Below are 24,392 nucleotides of genomic sequence, written 5' to 3' on the forward strand. Positions count from 1 at the left end.
CCGCCCATGTCCCGCAGGCGCAGCTGGCGCACGATCTCGTCGGCCGCCTCGAGGTTGGTGCGCAGCACCACCTCCTCGAGGTTCATGTCGCCGTTGCCGGTGAACTTGCCCGAGTTGACGTCGATGACCTTCATGGCCTCGGTCGACTCGATGATGAGGTAGCCGCCCGACGGCAGCCAGACCTTGCGGCTCGTGGCTTTGCGGAGCTGGTCGGTGACGTCGTAGGCGTCGAACAGCCGGGGGAGCTTGTCGCGCCGTTCGCGCGCCGCCTCGATGTCCACCACGGTCGGGACCGCGGTCGCATCGCCGTCCTCGGCGCCTTCGACGGGCGCTGGCTTCGGCGTCGCGTCGTCACCCTCAGCGACCTCCGGAGCGTCCGGCGCGTCGGCGGCGGCGTCGGGGGCGTCGGGGGTGGAGCCGGCCTCCTCGCTCCTGCCGGTGTCCGCTGCGGCGGGGACGACCTCGCCTTCGTCGGCCGTGGCGGGGTCGGCGGCCGCTTCCTCGACGCTCGGTGCCCCCGCGGCACGCGCTCGGGCGTCCGCCGTCGGTTGCCCGTACAGCTCGACCTTCGCGGTCAGCTCCGGTGCCACCTCGTCGAGGTAGCCGCGGACCTGGTGGAACAGGTCCTCGTCGTCGACGATGCAGCGCTCGAACTCGGGTCCGAAGTTGTCACGGATCACCTTGACCACGAGCGGCGGTTCCTCGTACACCGCCGACATGGCCTTGGCATCCGCGACGGCCTCCTCGACCTTCGCCCACTTGGCGAGCAGCCGCTCGAGGTCGGCGGTCAGCTGCTCCTCGGACGCGTTCTCCGCCGCGGTGCGCACGATGACGCCGTGGTGGTCGGGCTTGACGTTCTTGACGATCCGACGCAGCCGGTCACGTTCCTTGTCGGTCAGCTTCCGCGAGATCCCGAACAGGTCCGAGTCCGGTGCGAGGACGCTGAAGCGGCCCGCGAGCGACAGGTGCATCGTCAGGCGCGGGCCCTTCGATCCCATCGGGTCCTTGGTGACCTGGACGAGCACCTTCTGGCCCGGCTTCAGCGCGTTCTCGATGCGCTGGTCGGCGCCCTCCTCGAGGTCGAGCTCGTCGTAGAGCACCTCGCCGGCGTACAGGACGCCGTTGCGCCCCTTGCCGATGTCGAGGAACGCCGCCTCCATCCCCGGGAGCACGTTCTGGACGCGCGCCATGTAGATGTTGCCGACGAACGTGACGTCCTTCTTGCGGGTCACGTAGTGCTCGACGACGGTCCGGTCCTCGAGGACCGCGATCTGTGTGCGGTCGTCGTGACCCGTCACGACCATGGTGCGGGGCGGACCCTCGAGGATCGCGCGGCGCACCTCCTCGGGGACCCCGCCGGGCCGCTGTCCGCGACCTCGACCCCCGCCGCTGCCACCGTCACGACGCCCGCGACCCTTGGCGGCCACGCGGGTGCCACCCTTGGCGATGGCGGCGGCCACGTCCCGGTCGGCGTCGCTGGTCTCGCGGTCCTCGTCGACCCCGGAGCGGTCGCGTCCACCACCCGAGCGGTCGCGTCCACCACCCGAGCGGTCACCGCCGGAGCGGTCACGCTTCTCACCGTCGGAGCCACCGCTGTCGGCGCGGCCCCCACCCTCGGGGGTGTCCTCCGCGGGTGTCTCGGCGCGGTCGCCGTCGGACCGCCCGCTGCCGGAGCCCCCGCGCCCGCGGCCTCGCCCGCGACGACCGCGGCGGCGACGCTTCCCGCCGCCCTCGCCACCGTCGTCGGCGCCCGCGTCACCGTCCGACGCCTCGGTCGGCTCGGACGTGGAGCCCTCGGATGCGGCGGAGCCGCCGTCATCGCGCGAACCCCCGCGCTCGCGTCCACCGCGACGGCGCGTACGGGTGCGACCGCCCCCCTCGTCCGAGGAGGTCGTGCGGCGGCGATCGTCCGGGCTGCTGGGCTCCTGTGAGGTGGTCGGGTCAGGGTCGTTGTGGTCAGTCACGTGTCGGACTCGCTAGGTCACGCGGCCTCCGCGTCGACGTCGAGAACCAGCGGTGCGATCTCCCCCGACAGCGCCTCCCGCAGGCCGCCGTCGACCGTCTCACCCTGCGCGATGCGCGTGGTGATGACGGGCGGGGCCACGTCGGGCTCGCGGACGGTCCCCGAGGCGACATCCGTCGCCAGGGCCGTCAACAGGTCGGTGGGTCGCACGGTGGGGCCGTCGTTGCGGAGCACCGCTCGGAGGACGGTGCGCGCTCCACCGGGACCGGTGGGCGCTGCCCCTGAGGGGCCTGATCTGGTGGCTGCGGCGAGCGTCAGCAGCGCCGGACGCACGTCGACGACCCGGTCACCGTCGGGACGGTGGCGGATCACCTCGGCGTGCTCGGCGTCGAGTAGCTGGCGGCCGCGGGTGGAGAGCACGTCGGTCAGCTCGTCAGCATCGACGGCCGGCCACTCGAGCTCCCAGAGGGTGGCCCGGAGCATGCGCGCGAGCTTCGGCGCGCCGCCCTCCACCTCGAGGTAGGTCGTGATGTCCATGCCCTCGGGGAGGGTGGCGGACAGGGCCCCGAGGTCCCGGGCAGGGACGATCGGGGCGGCGAAGGTCAGCTCCGCGTACTCACCGGTCGAGCTGACGCCGACCGGCAGCGCGTCGGGGAAGGACACCTTCGCGTGGGGGCTGAAGCCCTCGGAGTAGGCGATCGGCAGGTCCGCACGACGCAACGCCCGCTCCCAGACCGAGGAGAGGTCGCGCGCCGAGACGAAGCGCACGCGACCCACCTTGGTCCACCGGATGCGGTACCGCTGCACCGGACCTCCTGATCCCTCGAACTCTGGGTGTCGTGTCTAGCCGATGGGACGGCGTCAGCCGCCCACGTAACGTTCGGCCTGCGTCGGCAGGTCGGGCGCGCCGCCGAGGCCGGTCGGCAGCACGGGCAGCGCCACCCGGCCGTCGGGGAGGTTGGTCCCGCCGTCGTAGCCGGTGTCGTGGACGAGCGACAGGCCGGGGCACACACCGCAGTCGTAGCAGGCGGTCCAGCGGCAGTCCTCGACCACGTCGTCGGAGCTCGCGGCCTCCCAGTCCTGCCACAACCAGGCCTTGTCGAGACCCGAGTCGAGGTGGTCCCACGGCAGGGCTTCGTTCTCGTCGCGCTCGCGGGCCGTGTACCAAGCGAGGTCGACGCCGGTCTCCTCCATGGCCCGGGTCCACATCGGCAGGGTGTCGATCTCGTGCCAGCCGTCGAACTTCGCGCCGAGGCGCCACGCACGTTCCACCGCAGCCGCGACCCGACGGTCACCGCGGGACAGCAGCCCCTCGATGACCCCCTCCTCCGGGTCGTTGGTGCGGAGCTTCAAGTTGTTGACCTTGCTGATCGCCTGCCGGATGAGCGCGAGCTTGCGACGGATCTCCTGCGGGCTGTCCTGCGGCGCCCACTGGAAGGGGGTGTGGGGCTTCGGGACGAACCCCCCCACCGAGATCGTGACCTTGTTGGCGCGGCCGTGCTTGCGCGCCACCTCCCAGACCTTGATGGCGAGGTCGGCGATGGCGAGCACGTCCTCGTCCTGCTCGGTCGGCAGACCGACCATGAAGTAGAGCTTGCAGTGGCGCCAGCCCTGCGAGAAGGCGATCTCGGCCGTGCGGAGCATGTCCTCCTCGGAGACCATCTTGTTGATGACGGCCCGCATCCGCTCGCTGCCGGCCTCGGGCGCGAAGGTCAGCCCCGACCGGCGACCGTTGCGGGCGAGCTCGTTCGACAGCGTGACGTTGAAGGCGTCGACGCGGGTCGACGGCAGCGACAGCGAGGTGGTGGTGCCCTCGTACTCGTCGGCGAGGTCGCGGACGATCTGGCCGATGCCGGAGTGGTCGGCGCTCGAGAGGCTGAGGAGACCCACCTCCTCGAAGCCGGTGTCCTTGACGCCCTCCTCGACCATCTTCTGGACGGTCTCGGGGAGCCGTTCGCGGACGGGTCGGGTGATCATCCCGGCCTGGCAGAAGCGGCAGCCACGGGTGCAGCCGCGGAAGATCTCGACGCTGAAGCGTTCGTGCACGGTCTCGGTGAGCGGCACGATCTGCTTGCGCGGGTACTGCCACTGTTCGAGGTCCTGGACCGTCCGCTTCGGGACGATCGCCGGCACGCCCGGCTCGACCGCGACGGTCCGCAGGAGCCGACCGTCGTCGGCGTACCGCGCCTCGTAGAACGCGGGGACGTAGACGCCCTCGACCGCCGCGAGGCGGAGCAGCAGCTGGTGGCGGTCGTCAGGGTCCGCGCTGCCGTCGACGACGGCGAGCTTCCAACGGCGCACGACGGCGTCGATCTCGAGGGTGACCTCCTCGCCGTCGCCGGCGACCACGGCATCCACGAACGGCGCGAGCGGTTCGGGGTTGAAGGCCGCGTGCCCGCCGACGAGGACGATGGGGTCCTCGGTGGTCCGGTCGGCGCTGCGGATCGGCACACCGCCGAGGTCGAGCAGGTTGAGGAGGTTGGTGTGCCCGAGCTCGTGCGGGAGCGACACGGCGAAGACGTCGAAGGCCCACAGCGGTCGGTGGTGCTCGAGCGAGAAGGTCGGGATGCGGCCTTCGCGCATCCGCTCCTCGAGGTCGATCCACGGCGCGTAGGCGCGTTCGGCCAGCGCGGTCGGACGCTCGTTGAGGATCTCGTAGAGGATCTGGAGGCCCTGGTTGGGCTGTCCCACCTCGTAGGTGTCCGGGTAGCACAGCAGCCAGCGGGTGTCCGCGGCCCCCCACTCGCTGCGGACCTGGTTGTGCTCGACACCGGCGTACTGCGCCGGCTTGGTCACCTCGGGCAGGAGCGGCTCGAGCGCGTCCCAGACCGAGTCGGGCACCGAGGCGGCGGTCCCCGGGCGTCGGTAGGCGGCCCGCTGGCCGCGGGACGGCAGAGGGGGGGCGGCGATGGTCGGCGCTGCGCCGAGCACGGCTGGCTCCTGACGGTGGGGCGAACGGACCACGAGCGCGGTCCGGGACGGCGAGCGGCGCGTTCCACGCGCGGGGCGCGCGTGGCGCGACGCTCGGTGTCGCGAGGGTAGCGCCCGGGCCCCGACCCGCTCCGGGCCGCTCCGGCCTCAGAACCGTCGCATGTGCACGTTCAGCAGCAGCCCGACGATCGCGAACCAGACGATCAGCGAGGTGCCCCCGTAGCTGACGAACGGCAGCGGGATCCCCGTCACCGGCATGATCCCGATGGTCATCCCGACGTTGACGAAGACCTGCAGGGTCAGCATCGCGATGACGCCGGCGGCCAGCAAGGTGCCGAACAGGTCCTTGGCGATGATCGCGATGCGCAGGCCCCGCCAGATCAGGACCAGGAAGAGGCCGAGGACCGCGACCGCTCCCACGAACCCGAACTCCTCGCCGATGACGGTGAAGATGAAGTCGGTGTGGTTCTCGGGCACGTAGGACAACGACGTCTGGGTCCCCTCGAACAACCCCTTACCGCCGAACTGCCCCGACCCGATCGCGATCATCGACTGGCGCGTCTGGAACGCCGGCCCCTGGGCGAGCGCGGGATCGCTGGCGTTCAGGAACGAGGTCAACCGCTCGAACTGGTAGTCCTTGATGACGTCCGCCCGGAAGATCGCGACCACGGCCGCCAACCCGACGACGCCGAGCCCGGCGAGGTAGCGGCCCTGCACCCCACCGACCAGGAACAGCACGGCGCAGAGCCAGATGAAGACGATCGACGTGCCGAGGTCGGGCTGGAGGAACACGAGCCCGACCGGGACCGCGGTGATGACGAGGCACACCGCGACCGTGGGCAGCCCGGGTTCACCCTTGCGCTCGTGGAGGACCGCCGCGATCGCGATCAGCACCGCGATCTTGGCGAGCTCGGAGGGCTGGAGCTGGAAGCCGACCACCATGATCCACCGCGATGCCCCCCCGGCTGACGTCCCGAGCGGGGTCAGGACGAGCGCGAGCAGGACCAGCGAGCCGACGAACCCGACGGCGGAGTAGGTCCGCAGGTGGCGGTAGTCGACGATGGCCGCCACGACCATGGCGACGATGCCGAGCACCAGACCCAGCAGCTGCCGCGACACGTAGAACATCGACGACAGACCCTGCTCGCTGAGGGTCTGGACCTTGGCGGAGTAGATCGCCAGGAGCCCCACGCCCGCCAACGCGAGGGCGGTGAGGACCAGCACCGGATCGAGGTGCTTGATGGGGGCGTACGCCTCCTGCCAGCGCGAGGCGACACGCTCGCGTTGCATCCGCTCGGCGCGGTCCTGCCCGTACCCGATCTCCACGTGTCACCTCCTCACCGTCCTCAGTTCGAACTCCGAGACCGGCGCCCTCGTCCTCCGGACTCACTCGGCCGCCGCCGCTCAGTCGAGGATGCGGTCACCCTCGATGAACTCGGCGTCCTCGGCGTCGGTGATGCCGAAGTAGTGCTCCATGATGTTGCGCGCGATGGGCGCGGCGGTCTGCGACCCGCCACCGCCCTGCTCGACGTTGACCACGACGACCATCTCGGGATCGTCGGCCGGCGCGTAGGCCGCGAACCAGGCGAACGGGACCAGCGGCTTGAGCTCGGCGGTGCCCGTCTTGCCGGCCACGGGGATGCGGTCGAGCGGGAACGGCGTGCCCCGCGTGAACGCCCCGAGGGCCGTCCCCCGGTCCGCCATCACCACGCGGCGGAGCCCGTCCTGGAGGGCGCCGAGCTCGGCGGCGTCGAGCCCGAGCTCATCGAGCACCGTGGGCTCGATCTCGCGCAGCGTCGTCCCGTCCGGACCGACGACGCGCTCGCCGATCTGCGGCTGGTAGAGGGTCCCGCCGTTGGCGATGGCCGCGTACGAGGCCGCGATCTGGAGCGGGGTCGTCTGCACGTCGCCCTGACCGATGGCGCTGTTGATCGCATCACCACCGCGCCAGTTCCCGCCCGACACGCACAGGTCGGCGTTGACGTCGCGGCCGTAGCCGGGGGGCAGCTCCTCGGCGAGCCGGCAGTAGGTCTCGCGGGCGTTGAGCCAGTACTCCTGCCGCCACGCGCGCGACGGGATGACACCGGCGCGCTCGGAGGGCAGATCGATGCCGAGCGTGCGCCCGAAGCCGAACCGTTCGGCCACGATCGGCAGCATCTCCTGGACGTCGTCGCCCTGGTTCTGCTCGACGCGCCACTGGTCGTAGGCGAGCTCGTAGAAGTAGGTGTCGCACGAGCGCATCAGGGCCGTGGAGAGGTTCATCGGCCCTTCGTCCACTCCGCGGTTCCAGTTGCGGAAGGTGATCCCGCCGACCTCGTAGGCCGGGGAGCAGTTGATCGTGCCCTGGGGCCCGATGCGGCCCGCCTCCATGAACGTCGCCCCGGTCACCGTCTTGAACACCGACCCCGGGGGGTGGGCCGACTGGATGACGCGGTTGAGGAGCGGGAACTCGTTCTCCCGGCTGGTCACCTCGTCCCAGTACCGCTGGCTGACGCCGCCGACGAACTCGCGGGGGTCGAAGCTCGGGAACGACGCCATGGCCAGCACCGACCCGTCGCGTGGGTCGAGCACGACCGCGGAACCGCCCGTGGACGGCAGGTTGCGGCCCGACCCGGTGTGGGTGTTCTGCCGGCTGCTGATGATCCCCTCGGCGAGGATCTGCTCGGTGGCCTGCTGGAGGTCGAGGTCGAGCGAGGTGACCAGGTCACCGCCGGGGACGGGGTCTCGGTCCTGCAGCACGCCGACCACCCGGTTGGACCGGTTGACCTCGAGCCGCCGGTCGCCCGCGTCGCCGCGCAGGTCGGCCTCGTAGACCTGCTCGAGCCCGCCGCGTCCGATGAACTCACCCGGTCGGTACTCGCCGACGAACGGTTCCTCCTCGAGCTCGGTCTCCGAGATCTCGCCGAGGTAGCCGACCAGGTGCGCGGCCATCTGCCCCTGCGCGTAGGTGCGGACCGGCAGGGTCTCGGCGACCACCCCCGGGAACAGCTCCTGCTGTTCGCGGACGGCGTAGACGATCTCGGGCGCGACGTCGATGGCGATCGGGATGGGCCGGAAGGTGCTGTAGCGGCGCGAGATCAGCCGTTCGACGATCTCGTCCTGGTCGAGCCGCAGCAGCTGCGAGAGGCGCTCGAGCACGCGAGCCGCGTCCTCGTCGATGGGGTCCCCGTTGCCGTCGAGCAGCTGCTGTCGATCGGCCGAGATCGTCAGCGCCGGCCGGTTCCCGACCAGCTCAGCTCCGCCCGCGTCGAGGATGCGACCGCGCGGCGCTTCGGTGACCACCGTGCGGACACGGTTCTCCTCGGCGGCCAACGAGTACCGGTCCCCCGCCAGGATCTGCAGGAACCACAGGCGCGAGAACAGCGCGAGGAACAGCCCGATGATGACCACCGTGAGCACGGTCAGCCGCAGCGCGTTGTTCGTGGGATCGTTCGTCGCCAAGTTCGGTACCCCGCGGGGGTTCGGGCGCGGACGGGCAGGGTGGGGTTCGGCGAGTCATCGCACGCCGGGGCGGCTCGCGGATCCGCGCGCGACGGTACCAGCGGGAGGACGGCGGCCTTCAGGAGAGGGCGGTCGAGCTCTCGATGGGGAACCGATCGGAGAGCCGCCGCACGAGCCCGAGCACCACCGGTGCGAGCAGGGTGTTGAAGACCGCGACGCCGAGCGACGCCTGGACCAGCAGCTGGAAGGTCACGCGAGACTCGCCGAGCAGCGCCGACAGCACGCCGTAGCCGGCCGTGCCGAGCAGCCCGGACACGAAGGCCAGCAGCAGCGGGGCGGTGACCGAACCCGGCGCGAGGTAGGGGCGGGCGACGCCGACGGTGTAGCCGATCCCCGTCAGCACGAGGACCGCGAGCCCGACCGGCGCCTGGGTGGTCAGCAGGTCGGTCAGCAGCCCGGCAGCGAACCCGACGCGCAGCCCCGGCAGCGCGCCGTCGCGGAGGGCCACGCCGAGCACGACGAGCAGCAGCAGGTTCGGGCGGAAACCGCCGAGCCCGAGCGCGGGGAACAACGCGGTCTGGATGACGACGGCCGTGACCAGCAGCAGCCCGGTCGCCGCCGTGCGCACGATCACGGGTCGTCCTCGGGTGAACCCTCACCCTCGACCTCAGCGTCAGTCTCTTCGTCCGCCTCGCGTTCGGCTTCAGCCTCCTCCTCGACCTGACGTTGCAGGTCGTCGATGTCGACGAAGGGTTCGACGTCCGGCACCCGCACGTCGAGGTCGTCGCTGTCGCGGAAGGGCGGGAGCGGCTGGATCGGAGCGTCGATGATGACCAGGACCTCGTGCAGACGGGTGAAGTCCACGAACGGACGGACCGTCACGTCCCGCGTGAGCGCGGTCGTCGACTCCCCGACGTCGGCGATGGTCCCGATCGGGATGCCCTCGGGGTACTGGCCGTTGCTGTAGGCGGAGGTGACCAGCTCCTGGCCGACCTCGAGCTCCGCTGCCGGGTCGGTCACGGCGAAGACCAGCGGCTCGCCGCCACGTCCCTGGATGGTGCCGGTCTCCCCCGTCGTGGAGGTCCGGACGGCCGCGAAGAAGGTCGGATCGATGGTCAGCAGGACCCGGGACGCGTTCGGGGTGGCCTGGACCACGCGTCCGACGAGCCCGTCACCGTTGATGACCGGCATCCCCCGCTCGATGCCGGCGTCCGTGCCGGCGTCGATGGTGATGGTCCACTCGAAATCGCTGGCGCCGAGCGCGACGGTGCGGGCACCCACCGTCACGAGCTCGGCCCGGTCCCGGATCTCGAGCAGCTGGCGCAGCTCGGAGTTCTCCCGCTCGAGGTCGAGTGCCGACCGGGTGCGCTGCTCGAGGGTCTCGAGCCGGACACGCAGCCGCTCGTTGTCGGCGCGGACCGAGAAGATGTCGGTCACCCCGCCGACCGCGTCCCCGAGCGGACGCACGAGCGTGGCGATGCCGTCCTGGATCGGGCGCGCGACGGCGGTGACGGCGCCCCGCAACCGGTCGAGCGGGCCGTCCCCGCCACCGCTGCGGAAGTCGACGGTGATGAGGACCAGCGCGGTGATGATCAGGACGACGAGGAGGACGCGCGCCTTGCGACGCTGGTACATCAGTGACGTGAGCTCGAGATGAGCACCTTCTTGAGGGCCTCGAACTCCTCGAGGCACTTGCCGGACCCGATCGCGACCGAGGACAGCGGGTTCTCGGTGATGTGGATCGGCATGCCGGTCTCGTGCTTGAGCCGCTCGTCGAGGCCCTTGAGGAGACCACCACCACCGGTCAGCACGATGCCCTTGTCCATGATGTCGGCGGCGAGCTCCGGCGGGGTCTTGTCGAGGGTGTTCTTGACCGCGTCGATGATGGCGTTGACCGGCTCCTCGATGGCCTTGCGGACCTCCTCGGCCGAGACGATGATCGTCTTCGGCAGCCCGGACACGAGGTCTCGACCACGGATCTCGGCGTGCGGTTCGTCGGGCAGCGGGAAGGCCGACCCGATCGCCATCTTGATCTCCTCGGAGGTGCGCTCGCCCAGCATGAGCGAGTACTCCTTCTTGATGTAGGAGATGATCGCGTCGTCGAGCTCGTCACCACCGATGCGGATCGACTGGCTGGTCACGATGCCGCCGAGCGAGATGACCGCGACCTCGGTGGTCCCGCCACCGATGTCGACGACCATGTTGCCGGCCGGTTCGTGCACGGGCAGACCGGACCCGATGGCGGCGGCCATCGGCTCCTCGATGATGTAGGCGGCGCGGGCGCCGGCCTGGATCGTGGCCTCCTCGACGGCGCGCTGTTCGACGCCGGTGATGCCGGACGGGACGCAGACCACGACGCGCGGCTTGGCCAGGAAGCGCCGCTTGTGCACCGCCTGGATGAAGTAGCGCAGCATCTTCTCGGTGACGTCGAAGTCGGCGATGACGCCGTCCTTCAGCGGTCGGATCGCCATGATGTGACCCGGGGTGCGGCCGATCATGCGCTTGGCCTCAGCACCGACGGCCAGGATGGCACCGTTCTTGGTGTTGATGGCGACCACCGAGGGCTCGTTGAGGACGATGCCCCGCCCACGCACGTACACGAGCGTGTTGGCGGTACCGAGGTCGACGGCCATGTCGCGACCGAGGAACTGGAAGGTGTTACCGATGTTCGCAGCCACGAGGGACCTACCGAGTGAAGAAGCCGGGCGAGGGAGGTGAAGCTACGCCGCTGGGGGTGCCGCGTCGAACGTGGCGCGGAGACCGAAGTACGGGGAGCACCGTGCGGGAGGCGCCGACCCGGCAGGACCGCAGCACCACACACCCGTGCGAACGTGCGGAGAGGCTACCTCGCCTGGCTCGATGGGGCGTCGCCGATCCTCCCCGGCGTCCGGACCCCGGCCGCACGGGGTGATCCCGGGAACTTCTCCGAGGACCCGTTCGTCGCACCGGCCGGAGGGCGGGTGGCGCGAGCCTCGGCCGTGCCTACCGTGCCCAGCGAGCCTCCTCCCCTTCGACCTTCGAGCCACACCGTGACCTCCGAACGGTTCCCCTTCGCCCACGAGCGACCCTGGTCGCAGCTGCTGCCGTCCGCGTTCACCGATCCACCGAGCGCCGTGGTCGAGTGCAACGAGGTGGGGCTGAGCGCCCGCTTCGGCCCGTTCCAGGTGACCACGCCGTGGAGCAACGTCCGCGACGTGTCGGTGTCCGGGCCCTACCGCTGGTTCCGGGTGATCGGCCCCCGCCTGTCGCTCGCCGACCGCGGCGTGACGTTCGGGACCGCGACGCGTGCGGGGACGTGCATCCGCTTCCACGAGCCGGTCGCGGGCCTGTTCGGCGGGCGCCGGGTCCACCCGGGGTTGACGCTCACCGTGGCCGATCCCGAGGGGCTCGTTGCGGCCATCGAGGCGGCGACCGCTGGCCGCCCGCGTTGAGCGAACGGATCGTCAGCCGACCAGCCCACGGCGGGCGAGGCTCACCCACCGGTCGCCTCCGACCACGAGGTGGTCGAGCAGGTCGACGCCGACCAGCTCCCCGGCCCGGGTCAGGCGCCGGGTCAGGAGCTCGTCGTCGCGTGACGGGGTCGGATCGCCGCTCGGGTGGTTGTGGGCGAGCACCAGCGCCGCGGCGTTCGCGAGCAGCGCGTCGCGGAAGACCTCGCGTGGCGCCATGAACGTGTGATCGAGCGATCCGACGCTGACGACCACCACCTCGAGGACACGGTGTTTGGTGTCGACCAGCGCCGCGACGCACCGCTCACGATCGGAACCCCCGACGTACGGGACGAGCAGGTGCGCAGCGGTCTCCGGGGAGGTGACCTCGACGCGGTCGTCCGCGCCGGGGCGGTACACGACGCGGTCGCACGCGGCGCATCGACCGGGTGGGTCGAGCCGCAGCGATCCGGTCGTCGGACCCTCGAGCCAGGTGGTGGTCACGTCGGACCTCGTCGGTCGTGTCCGCCCCCGGACCCCGTCGAGGTTGCCGCGTCGAGGCTCGCCGCTCCACTCCGGCAGCTGCGGTGCTGTGGACGACGCCGATCCGCCCCGGTCGAGCCGGGACGCCGGAGGCGGGACACCGCACTCCGCCAGTGCCTAGGCTGCGGTCCCCGTGGGAGCACGAGTCGGGCGGAGCAGGCGTGGGAAGCGGTGGCGACGTCCCGGCACCGCTCCGTGGCCTCGTCGACGACGCGCTAGCGCGCTGGCAGAGCGGGCCACGCCCCGCCGACGACGAGGCGGGGATCCTCGCCGAGGCCATCGCGGCCCGCGAGGTCGCGCCCGTCTACCAGCCCATCGTCACCCTGCCCGACGGGGAGACGGTCGCCGTCGAAGCGCTGGTCCGCATCCCCACCTGCCGCGACCCGCGCCTCGGGAGCGCCGTCGACATCATCGCGGTCGCGGAGCGTTCGGGTCTGATCGTGCCGCTCGGTCTCGACGTCCTCGGCCGCGCCTGCGTGGAGGTGCGCCGCTGGCGTCAACGTGCGGCCACCGCGGACCTGCAGATCCACGTGAACGTCTCGCCGCTGCAGCTCCGCGACGATCGCTTCATCGACACGGTGGGACGCACGCTCGCCCTGGCCTCGCTCCCCGCCTCAGCCCTGGTGCTCGAGATCACCGAGACCGCCGCGTTCGAGGGTGACGGCCGCGCCGAAGCGGTCCTCCTCGCGTTGGCGGGGATCGGGGTCGAGCTGGCCGTCGACGACTTCGGGACCGGCTTCGCCTCGCTGGAGGTGCTCGCGGCCACACCCGCCCGCTCCATCAAGCTCGACCGATCGTTCGTCGCGTCGGTCGGCGACCTCGACGAGCCACCGCGGGGCCGGGCCGCGGTGGTGCAGGCAGCCATCGGCCTCGGACGCTCGCTCGGCCTCCGCATCGTCGCCGAGGGGATCGAGCAGCCGAGCCAGGCACGCACGTTGACGGCGTGGGGGTGCGAGTTCGGGCAGGGCTACCTCTACGGACGGCCAGCGCCAGCCGACGAGGTGGCCTTCACCCCCGTCCACGTGCTCGAGGACGGCACCCCTGACGCGGGGCGCGTCCACCTCGCCCCCGGGACGGTCGACCTGGCCACCTCGGCGGCGATCGTCCTCGCGACCGGTGACCCCGAAGCCGGGACGCGCCGGGCTGATGCGATGGAGCTCGCGATCTGGCTGGCGGAGCAGGCTGGCCTCGATCGACGCGGAGCCGACGTGACCGCCCTGCTGGCCAGCATCGGCGACGCGACCGAACGTCTACCGGGGGTCATCGACCCGGCATCGGGGCTGCACGCATCCGCCGAGCTCGCCGCGGCGCTCGTGGCACCCCCCCAGCTCGGCGAACACCCGGGTGCGGCCAGGTCAGCAGCCGCCGCGTGGCACCTCGCGGGGGCGCGCCGCGATGGCGCCGACCTCGACACCTGCCTGCGTGAGCTCGGCGCCGACCTCGATGGGGCCACGGCGCGCCGGGTCGCCGACTGGTGGCACCGGGCAACCACCAGCCCCGCCCCCCTCGACGAGCTCACCGCCATCGAACGGCGCCTGCGGTCCCGTGGCGACTCCGGACGGCGGCTGCGATCGCTCACGGCCCTGACACGCGCGATCGGCACCCCCGGATCGCTCACGGACGTGCTCGAGGTGACCGCCGAGGAGGCACGGTCGGCGATCGGCGCCGCATCGCTGTCCATCTCCCGGTTCGAGCCGGAGCACGGGCACCTGCGCACGCTGGTGAACGTCGGCGAGCTCGCCGAGTGGGAGGAACGCCGACCGACCGATGAGACCTACCTGCTCGACGAGTACCCCCAGGGCGCGTCGCGGCTGCTCGACGGGGTCGTGCACTGGTTGGCGACCGCCGACGGCGAAGCGGACGCGGCGGAGTCCGAGCTGCTCCGTCGGCTGGGCAAGGGCTCCAGCGTCGCGGTCCCGATCGTCGTCGGCGGAGCGGCCTGGGGCGAGGTTTACGCGACCACCGGCGTCGGGGCGCCACCCTTCACCAGCGCCGACGTGCCGTTCCTGTCGGCGGTCGCCGGCGTCATCTCGCTCGCCGTCTCCCGCACCCAGCACGTGGAGCGCCTGACGCGGTTCGCTGATGAGGACCCACTGACCCGCATCCCGAACCGACGCGTGCTCGAGCGGCGCCTGCACGAACTGCTCGAGGAGGGCGGGGCCGGGGACATCGAGGTGGGCCTGCTGATGCTCGACGTCGACGGGCTGAAGGACGTCAACGACGAGTGGGGCCACCCTGAGGGCGACGCGCTGCTGGTGCGGGTCGCCGACGTGCTCTCACGCGTGGCGATGACCCGCTCCGGAGCCTGGCCGGCCCGCCTCGGTGGCGACGAGTTCTGCATCGCGGTGCTCGGCACCCACGGCGTCGAGGACCTGCTGAACCGGGTACGCGTGCGGCTCGCCGACGGACCGCCACCCCAACCCCGCCTGTCCGCCGGCTTCGCCGCGATCCGTCCGGGTTCCGCACCGGTCAGCGAACTGCTCCGCCGTGCCGACGCCGCCCAGTACCTCGCCAAGCGGACCGGGGCACCGCTCGTCGCGGTCGGTCCCGACAGCCAGATCCCCGATGCCGAGGCGGTGACGCCGTCGTCCAACCGCCGGACGCGACGTCACCAGGCCCGCGGTGCGGGCACGTCCGCGACCCCAGCCCTCCAGCGGTGGCGCGCGAGCTGCGAGATCGGCCCGCCGGTCGAGCGGCTCGAGGCCCTCGGGGACGCGGCGGTCAGCCTGCTCGACCTCAACCGGTGGACGCTGTCCGAGGTCGCACCGGACGGGCGAACCCTGCACGTGCGCAGCCTCCACCTCCGGCGGCGGCGCCCGAACCCGCAGCTGTCCTCGCTGCTCGCCGACGAGGTCTACGAGCTCGCGGACTACCCCGCGACGGTGGCCGCCCTGCGGGACGGCACCGGCTTCAGCGTCCACGTCGACGACGCGGCCACCGACCCCCAGGAACGCGCGGTCCTCACCGAGTACGGCGTGCGCTTCGTCATCGCCGTGCCGTGGCGCAACACCGACGGGACGGGGCTCCTGCTCGAGCTCTACGGGGACGCGGAGAGCACGACCCTCGCCGAAGCGCGCGCCCTGGTCGAGGTGATGGGATCGCGGACCCTCGGTCGCGACCTGCGCTGCGCTCCGACGCACGAGGACGGTTGAGCGCAGCCTGCAGGGTCAGAAGCGGCCGGGGAAGAAGAGGCCGAGCTCGCGGTGAGCGGACTCCGGTGAGTCGGAGCCGTGGACGATGTTCTCGCCGATCAGGGTGGCGAAGTCACCGCGGATCGAGCCGGGGGTCGCCTCGATGGGGTTGGTCGCGCCCATGAGGGTGCGCATCCCCGCGATGGCGTCGTCGCCGGAGACGCACATCGCCACCAGCGGACCACCGGTGATGAAGTCCACCAGTTCGCCGAAGAAGGGCTTGTCGGTGTGCTCGGCGTAGTGCTCCTCGGCGACGGTGCGCTCGAGGGTGCGCATCTCGAGGGCCTCGATGCGCAAGCCCTTGCGCTCGATGCGGGCGAGGACCTCGCCGACGAGCCCGCGGGCGACGCCGTCGGGCTTGACGAGGATGAGGGTCTGCTGTGCGGCCACGGTGGAACTCCGACGTGTCGGTGAGGCGTGAGGTGGGAGCAGGCGGACGTCGACGGACGTGTCACCGGCGAGCGACGAACGCTACCGGTCCTCATCGACGTCGTCGTCCGCCACGACCTGCATCCAGGCCACCGGCGGCGGACGGCTGTAGCCTGCGGAACGTGGAACATCGACGCATCCGACGCACGCTGACCGTCCTCGACGACTTCGCCGAGGCGGACCGCCGTGATCGCGAGTACTGGCACGCGCTCACCCCCCGGGATCGGCTGCGCCACCTCGACGAGCTGCGTAGGACCAACTATGGCGACGATGCAGCTGCCGGACGACTTCAGCGAGTTCTTGAGGTTGCTCGGCTCCCACGGGGTTGAGCACCTGCTCGTCGGCGGCTACGCCGTCGCGATCCACGGCTACCCACGCGCCACCCAGGACCTGGACATCTGGGTGGCCGTGGACCCGGTCAACGCCGAGCGCCTCGTCGCCGTCCTCCGTGAGTTCGGCTTCGACGACGGTGAGGTGACCCCGGAGATCTTCCTGTCTCCCGACCGGATCGTGCGGATGGGCCTACCTCCCCTGCGGCTCGAGGTGCTGACCTCCGTGTCGGGCCTCGATTTCGCAACAGCTCGCGGACGCGCCGTCGTGGCGAGGATCGACGGGATCGATGTCCCCGTCGTCTCGCTCGCTGACCTGCGTCGGAACAAGGCCGCAGCTGGACGGCCCAAGGACCTCGCCGACCTGGCCGAGCTCCCCGAGGCCTGACGGGAGCGGAGGCAGAACGGTCCGACTCAGCGATCGTCGTCGTCGCCGGGCGGATCGTGTTCGCCGTCGCTGACGTCGTCGGGCTCGTACTGGTCGGCGTCCGGATCGTCCTCGAGGAGGGCCTCGAGCGCCGAGGCGAACTGGGTCTCGTCGGCCAGCAGCTCCGCGGCCTCCGCCACGTCGTCCTCGTCGAGTTCGTCCTCGTCGTCGGGGGCGATCACGACGTGGTCACCGTCGTCGTCGGCCAGCGGCAGGTAGCGGTCACGTGCCGCGCCGACGGTGGTCAGGGAGCCGGCGACCAGGATGCCGTCGCCCTCCCCGGCCAGCGACTCGGCCCGCGTGAGCGCGTCGTCGAGGGAGGCGACCGCGTCCACCACGACGTTCCGGTCACGCCACAGCTCCTCGGCAACGGCCGTGATGCGTTCCAGCGGCGCCGCCCGAGGTGACGGCGAGGTGGTGAGGATCACGTGGCTGGCGACGTCCCGCAGCTCGCGCAGGATGCCGGTCACGTCCTTGTCATCGAGGCAGCCGGCGACCAGCACCAGCTCGCGGAACTCGAACGCTTCGGCCAGCGCCAGCGCCGCCGCGCGGGCACCGTGAGGGTTGTGCGCGCCGTCGAGCAGGACGGTCGGGTCGCGGTGAACCACCTCGAGCCGGCCGGGAACCTGTGCCGCTTCGAGGCCGTGACGCACGACGTCGTCATCCATCTCGTCGAACGCCGCCCCGGTGAGCGCCGAGAACGCGCCGAGCGCGAGCGCGGCGTTGCGGGCCTGGTGGGCGCCGTGGAGGGGCAGCAGGATCTCATCGATGACCCGGTCCCCCACGCGCAGGGACACCAGCTGCCCACCGATGGCGACCCGCCGGTCGACCACGGTGACGTCGCGACCGAACTGCACCAGCGTCGCGTCGTTGTCGGCGACGGCGGCCTCGACCAGCGCCTGGACCTCACCGGTCTGCTCGGCGTTGACCACGATGCTGCCCGGCTTGATGATCCCGACCTTCTCGCTGGCGACCTCGGCGGGCGTCCCCCCGAGCTGTGGGTGATCGACGTCGACCTCGCCGAGCACGGCGACGTCACCCCGCACGAGGTTGGTCGCGTCCCAGCGGCCCCCCATGCCCACCTCGATCACGCCGACATCGACGGGCACGTCGGCGAACCAGGCGAAGGCCATGGCGGTCAGCAGCTCGAAGTAGGTCACGCGGTCGTCACGCTGGTCGTCGATCAGCCGGGCGAGGGCGTCGACCTCGGCGTGCAGCTCGGCGAAGCGCGCCGTCCCGATCGGTCGGCCCGCCAGGGAGAGCCGTTCCCGCACGGACTGCAGGTGCGGCGAGGTGTAGGTGCCGGCCGACAGCCCGGCCGCGCTGCAGAGCGCGCCGACCATCCGCACGATCGAGCCCTTGCCGTTGGTACCCGTGACGTGGACCGTCGGGTAGGCCAACTGGGGGCTGCCGAGCACGTCGAGCAGCGCCGTGATCCGATCGAGGTCGGGCAGCATCCGCCCCGGCCCACGGGCGGAGAGGGCCGCGACGGCCGCGTCGTCGTCGTCGCTCACGAGGTGAGATCGGCGAGCGCACCACGCTGGGCGGTGAGCTCCTCGATGGTGCGCGTGAGCTCGACCTGGCGGTCGCGCTGCTGCTGGACCACCTCGGCGGGGGCCTTGTCGACGAAGTTGGCGTTGCCGAGCTTGCCCTCGACACCGCGCAGGTCGCCCTCCGCGCGGGCGAGCTCCTTGTCGATGCGCGCGAGCTCGGCATCCACGTCGATGAGCCCCGCGAGTTCGACCTGCGCCTGCCCACCGTCGAGCACGATGGTGGAGGTACCGGGCCGGTCCTCGAGCGCGTCGACGAAGGTGACGTCCGACAGGCCAGCCAGGGACGTCACGAGCGTGCGGTGGCCCTCGAGCACACCGCGCGCCGACGAGGTGACGGTGAGCTCGAAGCGGGCGGAGGGCGCCACGCCGTTCTGCGACCGGAAGCGTCGAACCTCGGTCACGAGGTCACGGATCGCGGCGAAACCGGCCTCCGCGTCCTCGTCGAGATCGTCCGGCCGACCGGTCGGGTACGGGGCGACCATGAGCGACTCCGGGCCGCCCGCCGCGCCGGTGAGCGCGCGCCACAGCTGCTCGGTCACGAACGGGATCATCGGGTGCAGGAGCCGGAGCAGGTCGTCGAGCACGCGCGCGAGGACAGCCTGGGCGGTCGCCTTCGTGTCGGGGTCGTCGCCGTAGACGCGGGGCTTGACCGCCTCGAGGTACCAGTCGGCCAACTCGTCCCAGGCGAGGTGGTAGAGCGCGCCAGAGATGCGGGCGTAGTCCCAGGTGGCGTACGCATCCTCGGCCTGCGCGCGCGTGCGCTCGAGGGTCGACAGGATCCAGCGGTCCTCGAGGGCGAGCTGCTCGCGTGGCGGGAGGGCACCGGGGCGGGCGTCGTCGAGGACACGCAGCCCGAACCCGACGATGTTCCACAGCTTGTTGGTGAACCGCTTGGCGCCCTCGACCCACTCGGGGGCGAGCGGCACGTCGGTACCCGGGGACGAGTGCTGGAACAGCGCGAACCGCAGCGCGTCCGCCCCGAACTCGTCGATGAACTCGAGCGGGTCGATGACGTTGCCGAAGCTCTTGGACATCTTCTTGCCGTACTGGTCGCGGACCATCCCGTGGTTGTAGATGACGCGGAACGGCACCTCGTCGAGGAACCACAGTCCGATCATCAGCATCCGCGACACCCAGAAGGTGTTGATGTCGTACCCGGTCTCGAGCACGGCGGTCGGGTACCAGGTCTCGAGCTCGGGGGTGGTGTCGCCCGGCTTCTCCCACCCGAACACCGTGAACGGCCACAGTTGCGAGCTGAACCAGGTGTCGAGGACGTCCTCGTCCTGCACCAGCCCGCCCTGCCCGCACTCGGTGCAGGCGGTCGGGGCGTCCTCACGCGTGACCGTGATGTGACCGTCGGGGCAGTACCAGGCCGGGATGCGGTGGCCCCACCAGATCTGGCGCGAGATGGTCCAGTCGTGCAGGCCGTCGAGCCAGTCGAGGAAGCTCTTGGTGAAGCGGTCGGGGACCAGGCGCGTCCGACCGTCGCGGACGGCCTGGGCCGCCTTGTCCGCGAGCGGTCGCACCTCGACGAACCACTGGTCCGACAGGCGCGGTTCGACGACGGTGTCGCAGCGCGAGCAGTGACCGACGGAGTGCTCGTGGCTGTCGACCCCGAGCAGCAGGCCGAGCGCGTCGAGCTCCTCCTTCACCTGACGCCGCGCCTCGAAGCGGTCGAGCCCGGCGAACCGCTCGCCCACGACGTCGGTGAGCGTCGCGTCCTCGGCCAGGATGTCGATGACCTCGAGGTCGTGGCGCAGCGCGATGGCGTGGTCGTTCGGGTCGTGAGCCGGGGTGATCTTGACCGCTCCGGAGCCGAACTCGGGGTCGACGTAGTCGTCGGCGATGACCCGGAACGTGCGGTCCTGGAAGGGGTGGCGGACCTCGCGGCCCACGACGTCGGCGTACCGCTCGTCGTCCGGGTGCACGGCGATGGCGGTGTCGCCGAGCATCGTCTCGGCCCGGGTCGTCGCCACCTCGATGCCGCCGTCAGGGTCATCGGCGAACGGGTAGCGGAAGCGGGCGAGCTCACCGACGTCGTCGCTGTGGTCGACCTCGATGTCGGACAGCGCGGTGTGGCAGCGCGGGCACCAGTTGATCAGCCGGTTGCCGCGGTAGATCAGCCCCTGCTCGTGCAGGGACACGAACACCTCACGGACGGCGCGGGACCGCGGCTCGTCGAAGGTGAAAGCCTCGCGGTCCCAGTCGAGGGAGGAGCCGAGCTTGCGCAGCTGGTCGAGGATGCGGCCGCCGGACTCCTCCTTCCACTCCCAGACCCGCTCGACGAAGGCCTCGCGACCGAGCTCGTGCCGGTCGGTGCCCTCGGCGGCGAGCTGCTTCTCGACCACGTTCTGGGTCGCGATGCCGGCGTGGTCCATCCCGGGGATCCAGACCGCGTTCTTGCCCTGCATCCGCGCCCGGCGGACCATCGCGTCCTCGATCGCGTTGGTCAGCGCGTGCCCGATGTGGAGCGCCCCGGTGACGTTCGGCGGCGGGATGACGATGGCGAACGGTTCGCCCTCGTCGTCGGGGTCGGCGGAGAACAGCCCGGCGGCCAGCCAGTCCTCGTACAGATCGGGTTCGACCGCGGCGGGGTCGTAGGCCTTCGGCAGCTCGGTCATCGCAGGCGCTCACGGGCAGAGGACGGGGGACGCCGCACCAGGGGCACGGCCGAGCACCGAGCGTAGCCCCGGCCCGTGGACGCCCGGCCTACGCGTCGGGAGCCGACACGTCGCGCCACACGATCGTGGCGTACCCATCGACGTCCTCGGTCCAGACCACCGGTTCGGCGGATCCGTCGGCGGGCACGAGCAGGAGCCGGTCGGCGCTGTCCTGCAGCGCGACCCAGGCGCCGTCGGGTGACGGCCACGTCCCGTGGATGCTGTACCGCTCGTCGGCATCCGTGGTCCACAGGACCTGGCCATCCACCCGGACCTCGAGCTGCCCACCGTCGCGCACCTCGGCCAGGTCGTGGCCACGGTGCGGATCGAGGAAGTCGGCCCCATCGGCATCGCTGCGGTGGACCACCTCCCCCGAGTCCGGGTCGATGGTCAACAGTTCGCGGTCGGTGGCTGCCCACCGGCGGAGCTGCAGTCCGGCGTCCGTCCACCCGACCAGCTCACCCCCGTCGTCGCCGCACCACGCCTCGTCCCGATCACCGTCGGGTCGCACCACGATCACGCACGCCTCATCGGTCCAGTCGAGGTAGGCCACCGTGCCGGTGAAGCTCAGGCCGTCGAGGGGTGCGAGCTGCGGCGGACGCACGACGCCGAAGAGCACCACCGCGACGACGACGAGGATGGCCACCACCGCGGCTGCCACGAGCGCGACCGGCTGCGTCGCCTCGGACCTCGTCGGGGTGCTCACGAGGCACCTCCCTGGGTGACGACCTCACGTCTCGCACGACCGAGCCCGACCGCCAGGAGCACCAGGAGCATCCCGACGAGCAGCAAGGTGGCGGGCGCTCCGATCGCGTCACCGAACAGCTCGAAGACCAGCTGCGGGACCAGCACGAACAACCCGACGGCGCCCACGGCGAGGTGGTGCAACCCGCCACCGGCGACGGCGGCCACGACCAGCGCCGCGGCGGCCGCGATGGCCAGCACGAGCGCGAGGACCCGCAGGTCACCGAACGCGGCGCACTGGAGGGCGACGAGGGCCAGCACCGCACCCGAGGTGACGGCCACCGGGCGCGGCGGCAGGTAGCCGCCCTCGCCGAGGAGCAGCCACACCGCGCCGAGCGCGGCGAACGGCAGCGCGTACCAGAACGGCTCCGAACCGAGGTCCGGTCGGGCGACGATCGCGCCGAGCAGGGTCAGGAGCGCGACCAGGAGGACCAGCTGGGGCAACGCTCGGCGGCGCGTGAGGTAGAGCGGGAGGGCGGTGAGGGCGGCCACGACCCCGACCGTGAGCGCCAGGTCCTCCTCCCGCCAGCCGAGCGGCCCCTCGGCCACGATGAAGGCACACCACGCGGTGCCGGTGACGACGCCGAGGTGCAGGACCGACACCAGCCGCTGCATCGCCGGAGCGGTCGAGCGCCGGAGCGGCCAACTCGCGCCGGCCATCAGCACGGTGACCAGCGCGGCCAGGGCCAGCTGCCCCCAGGTGGTGAGCTCCTCCCACAGCTCGCCGAGGAAGAGCCCCACGGCCCCGAGCACGAGCGCGGCACCGACGTACCCGATCGCCTCGGCTGCCGTCGTCCGATCGCGGCGGCCACGTCGGTCCGGATCCGGTGGCGGGTCGACGCCGGGACGCGCGCGTTCGTGAGCGGCGATGGCAGCCGCCTGGTCGGCCGTCAGCAGCCCCGCACGCTGCCACTCGGCGATGCGATCATCGAGCGGTCCTTCGATCCCGACGCTCACGGCTGGCTCCTCGTCGCTCGCGGCCACACAGCATCGTCCACCACGTGATCGGAACGGGACAGGCGGGACCGCCCCCACCCGCACCTGGGGGGTCCTCGCACCTGCTCAGTTCGCGCCGCAGACCCAGATGGCGACGCGCTCGCCGTCCTCCGGGCGGTAGGCCCCGGACGTGAGCGCTGCCAACGCGGTCGCGCCGGCTGGTTCAGCGCGGAGCCGGCAGGTGTCCCACAGGCGCGCCTGCGCATCGGCGACGGCATCGTCGGGGACGGTGAGCGCGGCGGTGATGCGGTCGCGGACCGCCCAGGCGTGGTCGCCGATGCGCCGGGCTCCGAGCGCGGACACCGCCAGGCCGCCCACCTCGACGTCGACCGGCTCACCGGCGTCGACCGCGGCGTGCAGCGTGGGGCACCCGTCGGTCTCGACGGCGATGACCCGCACGTGAGCGGGCAGCGCGGCGCAGGTCCCGGCGAGCAGCCCCCCTCCCCCGACGGCGACGACCACCGTGTCGACCTCCGGCAGGTCGGCGAGCACCTCGGCCGCGGCCGTGCCCTGCCCGGCGACCACCAGCGGGTCGTCGTACGCGTGGGCACGTAGCGCCCCGCGGTCCGCCACGAGGGCGTCGGCCCGGGCGAGGGCATCGGCGTAGACGCCCGGGACCACCTCGAGGTCGGCGCCGAGCGCGCGGAGCGGGTCACGCTTCGAGGCGGGCGAACTGTCGGGCACCACGATCGTCGCCCGGTGGCCGAGGGCGCGGGCGGCCCACGCCACCGCCAGGCCGAAGTTGCCGCCCGAGGCTGCCACGACGCCGGCGTCGGGGACGCGGCTCCCCGCGAGGAGGTTGGTGGCGCCCCGCACCTTGAAGGACCCGGTGGGCTGCAGGAGATCGAGCTTCAGCGCGAGCCGGCCAGACACGCCGAACGCCCCGTCCTCGATGCCGAGCAGGGGCGTGCGTCGGACGCGACCGGCGATGCGATCGGCGGCCGCGGCGACGTCGTCCGGCCCGAGCGTGGTCAGGCCGACCGTTCCTGCGGCTCGTCCAGATCACGGCGCGTGCCGTGCGGCACGAGCGTCGGGTTGACCTTCTCGCGCACGGTCTCGACCGTGATGACGCACGTGGCGACATCCTCGCGCGAGGGCAGCTCGTACATCGTGTTGAGCAGCACCTCCTCGAGGATGGCGCGGAGCCCGCGGGCACCGGTCTGACGCAGGATGGCGAGGTCGGCGATCGCCTCGAGCGCGTCGGGCTCGAACTCGAGCTCGACACCATCGAACTCGAAGAACCGCATGTACTGCCGGGTCAGAGCGTTCTTCGGGCCGGTGAGGATATCGACCAGCGCCTCGCGGTCGAGCGGCTCGACCGAGCTGACGATCGGCAGACGGCCGATGAACTCCGGGATGAGCCCGAACTTGATCAGGTCCTCGGGCAGGACATCGGCGAGCAGCTCGGCGAGGTCCTTGTCCCGGGAGGCGGCCACCTCGGCACCGAAGCCGACACCGCGACGACCCTGCCGCTGCTCGATGACCTTCTCGAGCCCGGCGAACGCCCCACCGCAGATGAACAGGATGTTGCCCGTGTCGATCTGGATGAACTCCTGGTGGGGGTGCTTGCGGCCCCCCTGCGGCGGCACCGAGGCGACCGTGCCCTCGAGGATCTTCAGCAAAGCCTGCTGGACGCCTTCGCCCGACACGTCCCGGGTGATCGACGGGTTGTCGGACTTGCGGGCGATCTTGTCGACCTCGTCGATGTAGATGATGCCCGTCTCGGCCTTCTTGACGTCGAAGTCGGCGGCCTGGAT

The 24,392-nt window shown here is 71.7% G+C and carries 19 protein-coding genes; 3 read left to right on the plus strand and 16 right to left on the minus strand.

The genetic code is table 11. The features are described from left to right. The 8 genes from WEB03_RS05880 to WEB03_RS05915 all read right to left on the minus strand — a co-directional run. Nucleotides 1–1,964 (minus strand): ribonuclease E/G (locus tag WEB03_RS05880; RefSeq protein ID WP_368070022.1); only part of this gene is annotated, 1,964 nt, incomplete at its 3' end. A gap of 17 nt (nucleotides 1,965–1,981) precedes the next feature. Then, nucleotides 1,982–2,770, minus strand: a complete 789-nt coding sequence (locus WEB03_RS05885; protein ID WP_368070023.1) for a TIGR03936 family radical SAM-associated protein — start codon at nucleotides 2,768–2,770, stop codon at nucleotides 1,982–1,984. Nucleotides 2,771–2,824: 54 nt separating this feature from the next. Continuing rightward, nucleotides 2,825–4,804: a TIGR03960 family B12-binding radical SAM protein gene (locus WEB03_RS05890; RefSeq protein WP_368070038.1), complete on the minus strand. Its 1,980-nt coding sequence runs from the start codon at nucleotides 4,802–4,804 to the stop codon at nucleotides 2,825–2,827. 237 nt (nucleotides 4,805–5,041) lie between these two features. Further along, complete coding sequence (rodA, locus tag WEB03_RS05895; RefSeq protein ID WP_368070024.1) at nucleotides 5,042–6,220, minus strand: rod shape-determining protein RodA; 1,179 nt, start codon at nucleotides 6,218–6,220, stop codon at nucleotides 5,042–5,044. 78 nt (nucleotides 6,221–6,298) lie between these two features. Then, nucleotides 6,299–8,335 (minus strand): penicillin-binding protein 2, encoded by a 2,037-nt coding sequence (mrdA, locus tag WEB03_RS05900; RefSeq protein ID WP_368070025.1) that lies wholly within the window; start codon nucleotides 8,333–8,335, stop codon nucleotides 6,299–6,301. Between the two features lie 118 nt (nucleotides 8,336–8,453). Then, nucleotides 8,454–8,969, minus strand: coding sequence for a rod shape-determining protein MreD (mreD, locus tag WEB03_RS05905; protein WP_368070026.1), 516 nt, complete (start codon nucleotides 8,967–8,969; stop codon nucleotides 8,454–8,456). Next, nucleotides 8,966–9,970: a rod shape-determining protein MreC gene (mreC, locus tag WEB03_RS05910; RefSeq protein WP_368070027.1), complete on the minus strand. Its 1,005-nt coding sequence runs from the start codon at nucleotides 9,968–9,970 to the stop codon at nucleotides 8,966–8,968. Before mreC ends, mreD begins: the two co-directional genes overlap by 4 nt. Then, a complete protein-coding gene (locus WEB03_RS05915; RefSeq protein ID WP_052670070.1) occupies nucleotides 9,970–11,001 on the minus strand; it encodes a rod shape-determining protein in 1,032 nt (343 codons plus the stop codon). Before WEB03_RS05915 ends, mreC begins: the two co-directional genes overlap by 1 nt. Before the next feature lie 363 nt (nucleotides 11,002–11,364). On the opposite strand from WEB03_RS05915, the gene WEB03_RS05920 reads away from it, so the two are divergent. Then, nucleotides 11,365–11,766 carry a hypothetical protein gene (locus WEB03_RS05920; protein ID WP_368070028.1) on the plus strand — a complete coding sequence of 134 codons (402 nt, stop codon included), beginning with the start codon at nucleotides 11,365–11,367 and terminating at the stop codon, nucleotides 11,764–11,766. A 12-nt stretch (nucleotides 11,767–11,778) separates the two neighbouring features. On the opposite strand, the gene WEB03_RS05925 is transcribed toward WEB03_RS05920, so the two are convergent. Then, the gene (locus WEB03_RS05925) at nucleotides 11,779–12,267 is read right to left on the minus strand and encodes a JAB domain-containing protein (RefSeq protein WP_368070029.1); all 489 of its coding nucleotides are present in this window, start codon (nucleotides 12,265–12,267) and stop codon (nucleotides 11,779–11,781) included. A 200-nt stretch (nucleotides 12,268–12,467) separates the two neighbouring features. Between WEB03_RS05925 and WEB03_RS05930 the strand changes: the two genes are divergently transcribed. Then, complete coding sequence (locus WEB03_RS05930) at nucleotides 12,468–15,458, plus strand: EAL domain-containing protein (RefSeq protein ID WP_368070030.1); 2,991 nt, start codon at nucleotides 12,468–12,470, stop codon at nucleotides 15,456–15,458. A gap of 15 nt (nucleotides 15,459–15,473) precedes the next feature. On the opposite strand, the gene ndk is transcribed toward WEB03_RS05930, so the two are convergent. Beyond that, complete coding sequence (ndk, locus tag WEB03_RS05935) at nucleotides 15,474–15,887, minus strand: nucleoside-diphosphate kinase (protein WP_368070031.1); 414 nt, start codon at nucleotides 15,885–15,887, stop codon at nucleotides 15,474–15,476. Between the two features lie 300 nt (nucleotides 15,888–16,187). Between ndk and WEB03_RS05940 the strand changes: the two genes are divergently transcribed. After that, nucleotides 16,188–16,643: a hypothetical protein gene (locus WEB03_RS05940; RefSeq protein WP_368070032.1), complete on the plus strand. Its 456-nt coding sequence runs from the start codon at nucleotides 16,188–16,190 to the stop codon at nucleotides 16,641–16,643. A gap of 26 nt (nucleotides 16,644–16,669) precedes the next feature. Here the strand turns inward: WEB03_RS05940 and WEB03_RS05945 are convergent, their stop codons facing one another. From WEB03_RS05945 to clpX, 6 genes are all read right to left on the minus strand, one after another. Further along, complete coding sequence (locus WEB03_RS05945; RefSeq protein WP_368070033.1) at nucleotides 16,670–18,196, minus strand: folylpolyglutamate synthase/dihydrofolate synthase family protein; 1,527 nt, start codon at nucleotides 18,194–18,196, stop codon at nucleotides 16,670–16,672. Further along, nucleotides 18,193–20,856 (minus strand): valine--tRNA ligase, encoded by a 2,664-nt coding sequence (locus tag WEB03_RS05950; protein WP_368070034.1) that lies wholly within the window; start codon nucleotides 20,854–20,856, stop codon nucleotides 18,193–18,195. Before WEB03_RS05950 ends, WEB03_RS05945 begins: the two co-directional genes overlap by 4 nt. A gap of 88 nt (nucleotides 20,857–20,944) precedes the next feature. Further along, a complete protein-coding gene (locus WEB03_RS05955) occupies nucleotides 20,945–21,601 on the minus strand; it encodes a hypothetical protein (RefSeq protein WP_368070035.1) in 657 nt (218 codons plus the stop codon). Then, entirely contained in the window at nucleotides 21,598–22,596 is a 999-nt protein-coding gene (locus WEB03_RS05960; protein WP_368070036.1) for a DUF2157 domain-containing protein, read from the minus strand. The genes WEB03_RS05955 and WEB03_RS05960 overlap by 4 nt, the downstream gene beginning before the upstream one ends. 105 nt (nucleotides 22,597–22,701) lie before the next feature. Then, nucleotides 22,702–23,610: a serine/threonine dehydratase gene (locus WEB03_RS05965; RefSeq protein WP_368070039.1), complete on the minus strand. Its 909-nt coding sequence runs from the start codon at nucleotides 23,608–23,610 to the stop codon at nucleotides 22,702–22,704. Continuing rightward, nucleotides 23,607–24,392, minus strand: a 786-nt coding sequence (gene clpX, locus WEB03_RS05970) for an ATP-dependent protease ATP-binding subunit ClpX (RefSeq protein ID WP_368070037.1), incomplete at its 5' end; no start/stop codon positions are given. The genes WEB03_RS05965 and clpX, both read right to left, overlap by 4 nt.

Source organism: Nitriliruptor sp. (assembly GCF_040882075.1).
GTDB lineage: Bacteria > Actinomycetota > Nitriliruptoria > Nitriliruptorales > Nitriliruptoraceae > Nitriliruptor.

Bases quoted from the DNA above. Each gene is read 5' to 3' on its own strand.
- WEB03_RS05950 (WP_368070034.1), bottom strand. From the start codon at position 20,856: ATGACCGAGCTGCCGAAGGCCTACGACCCCGCCGCGGTCGAACCCGAT.
- WEB03_RS05940 (WP_368070032.1), top strand. From the start codon at position 16,188: ATGGCGACGATGCAGCTGCCGGACGACTTCAGCGAGTTCTTGAGGTTG.
- mreC (WP_368070027.1), bottom strand. From the start codon at position 9,970: ATGTACCAGCGTCGCAAGGCGCGCGTCCTCCTCGTCGTCCTGATCATC.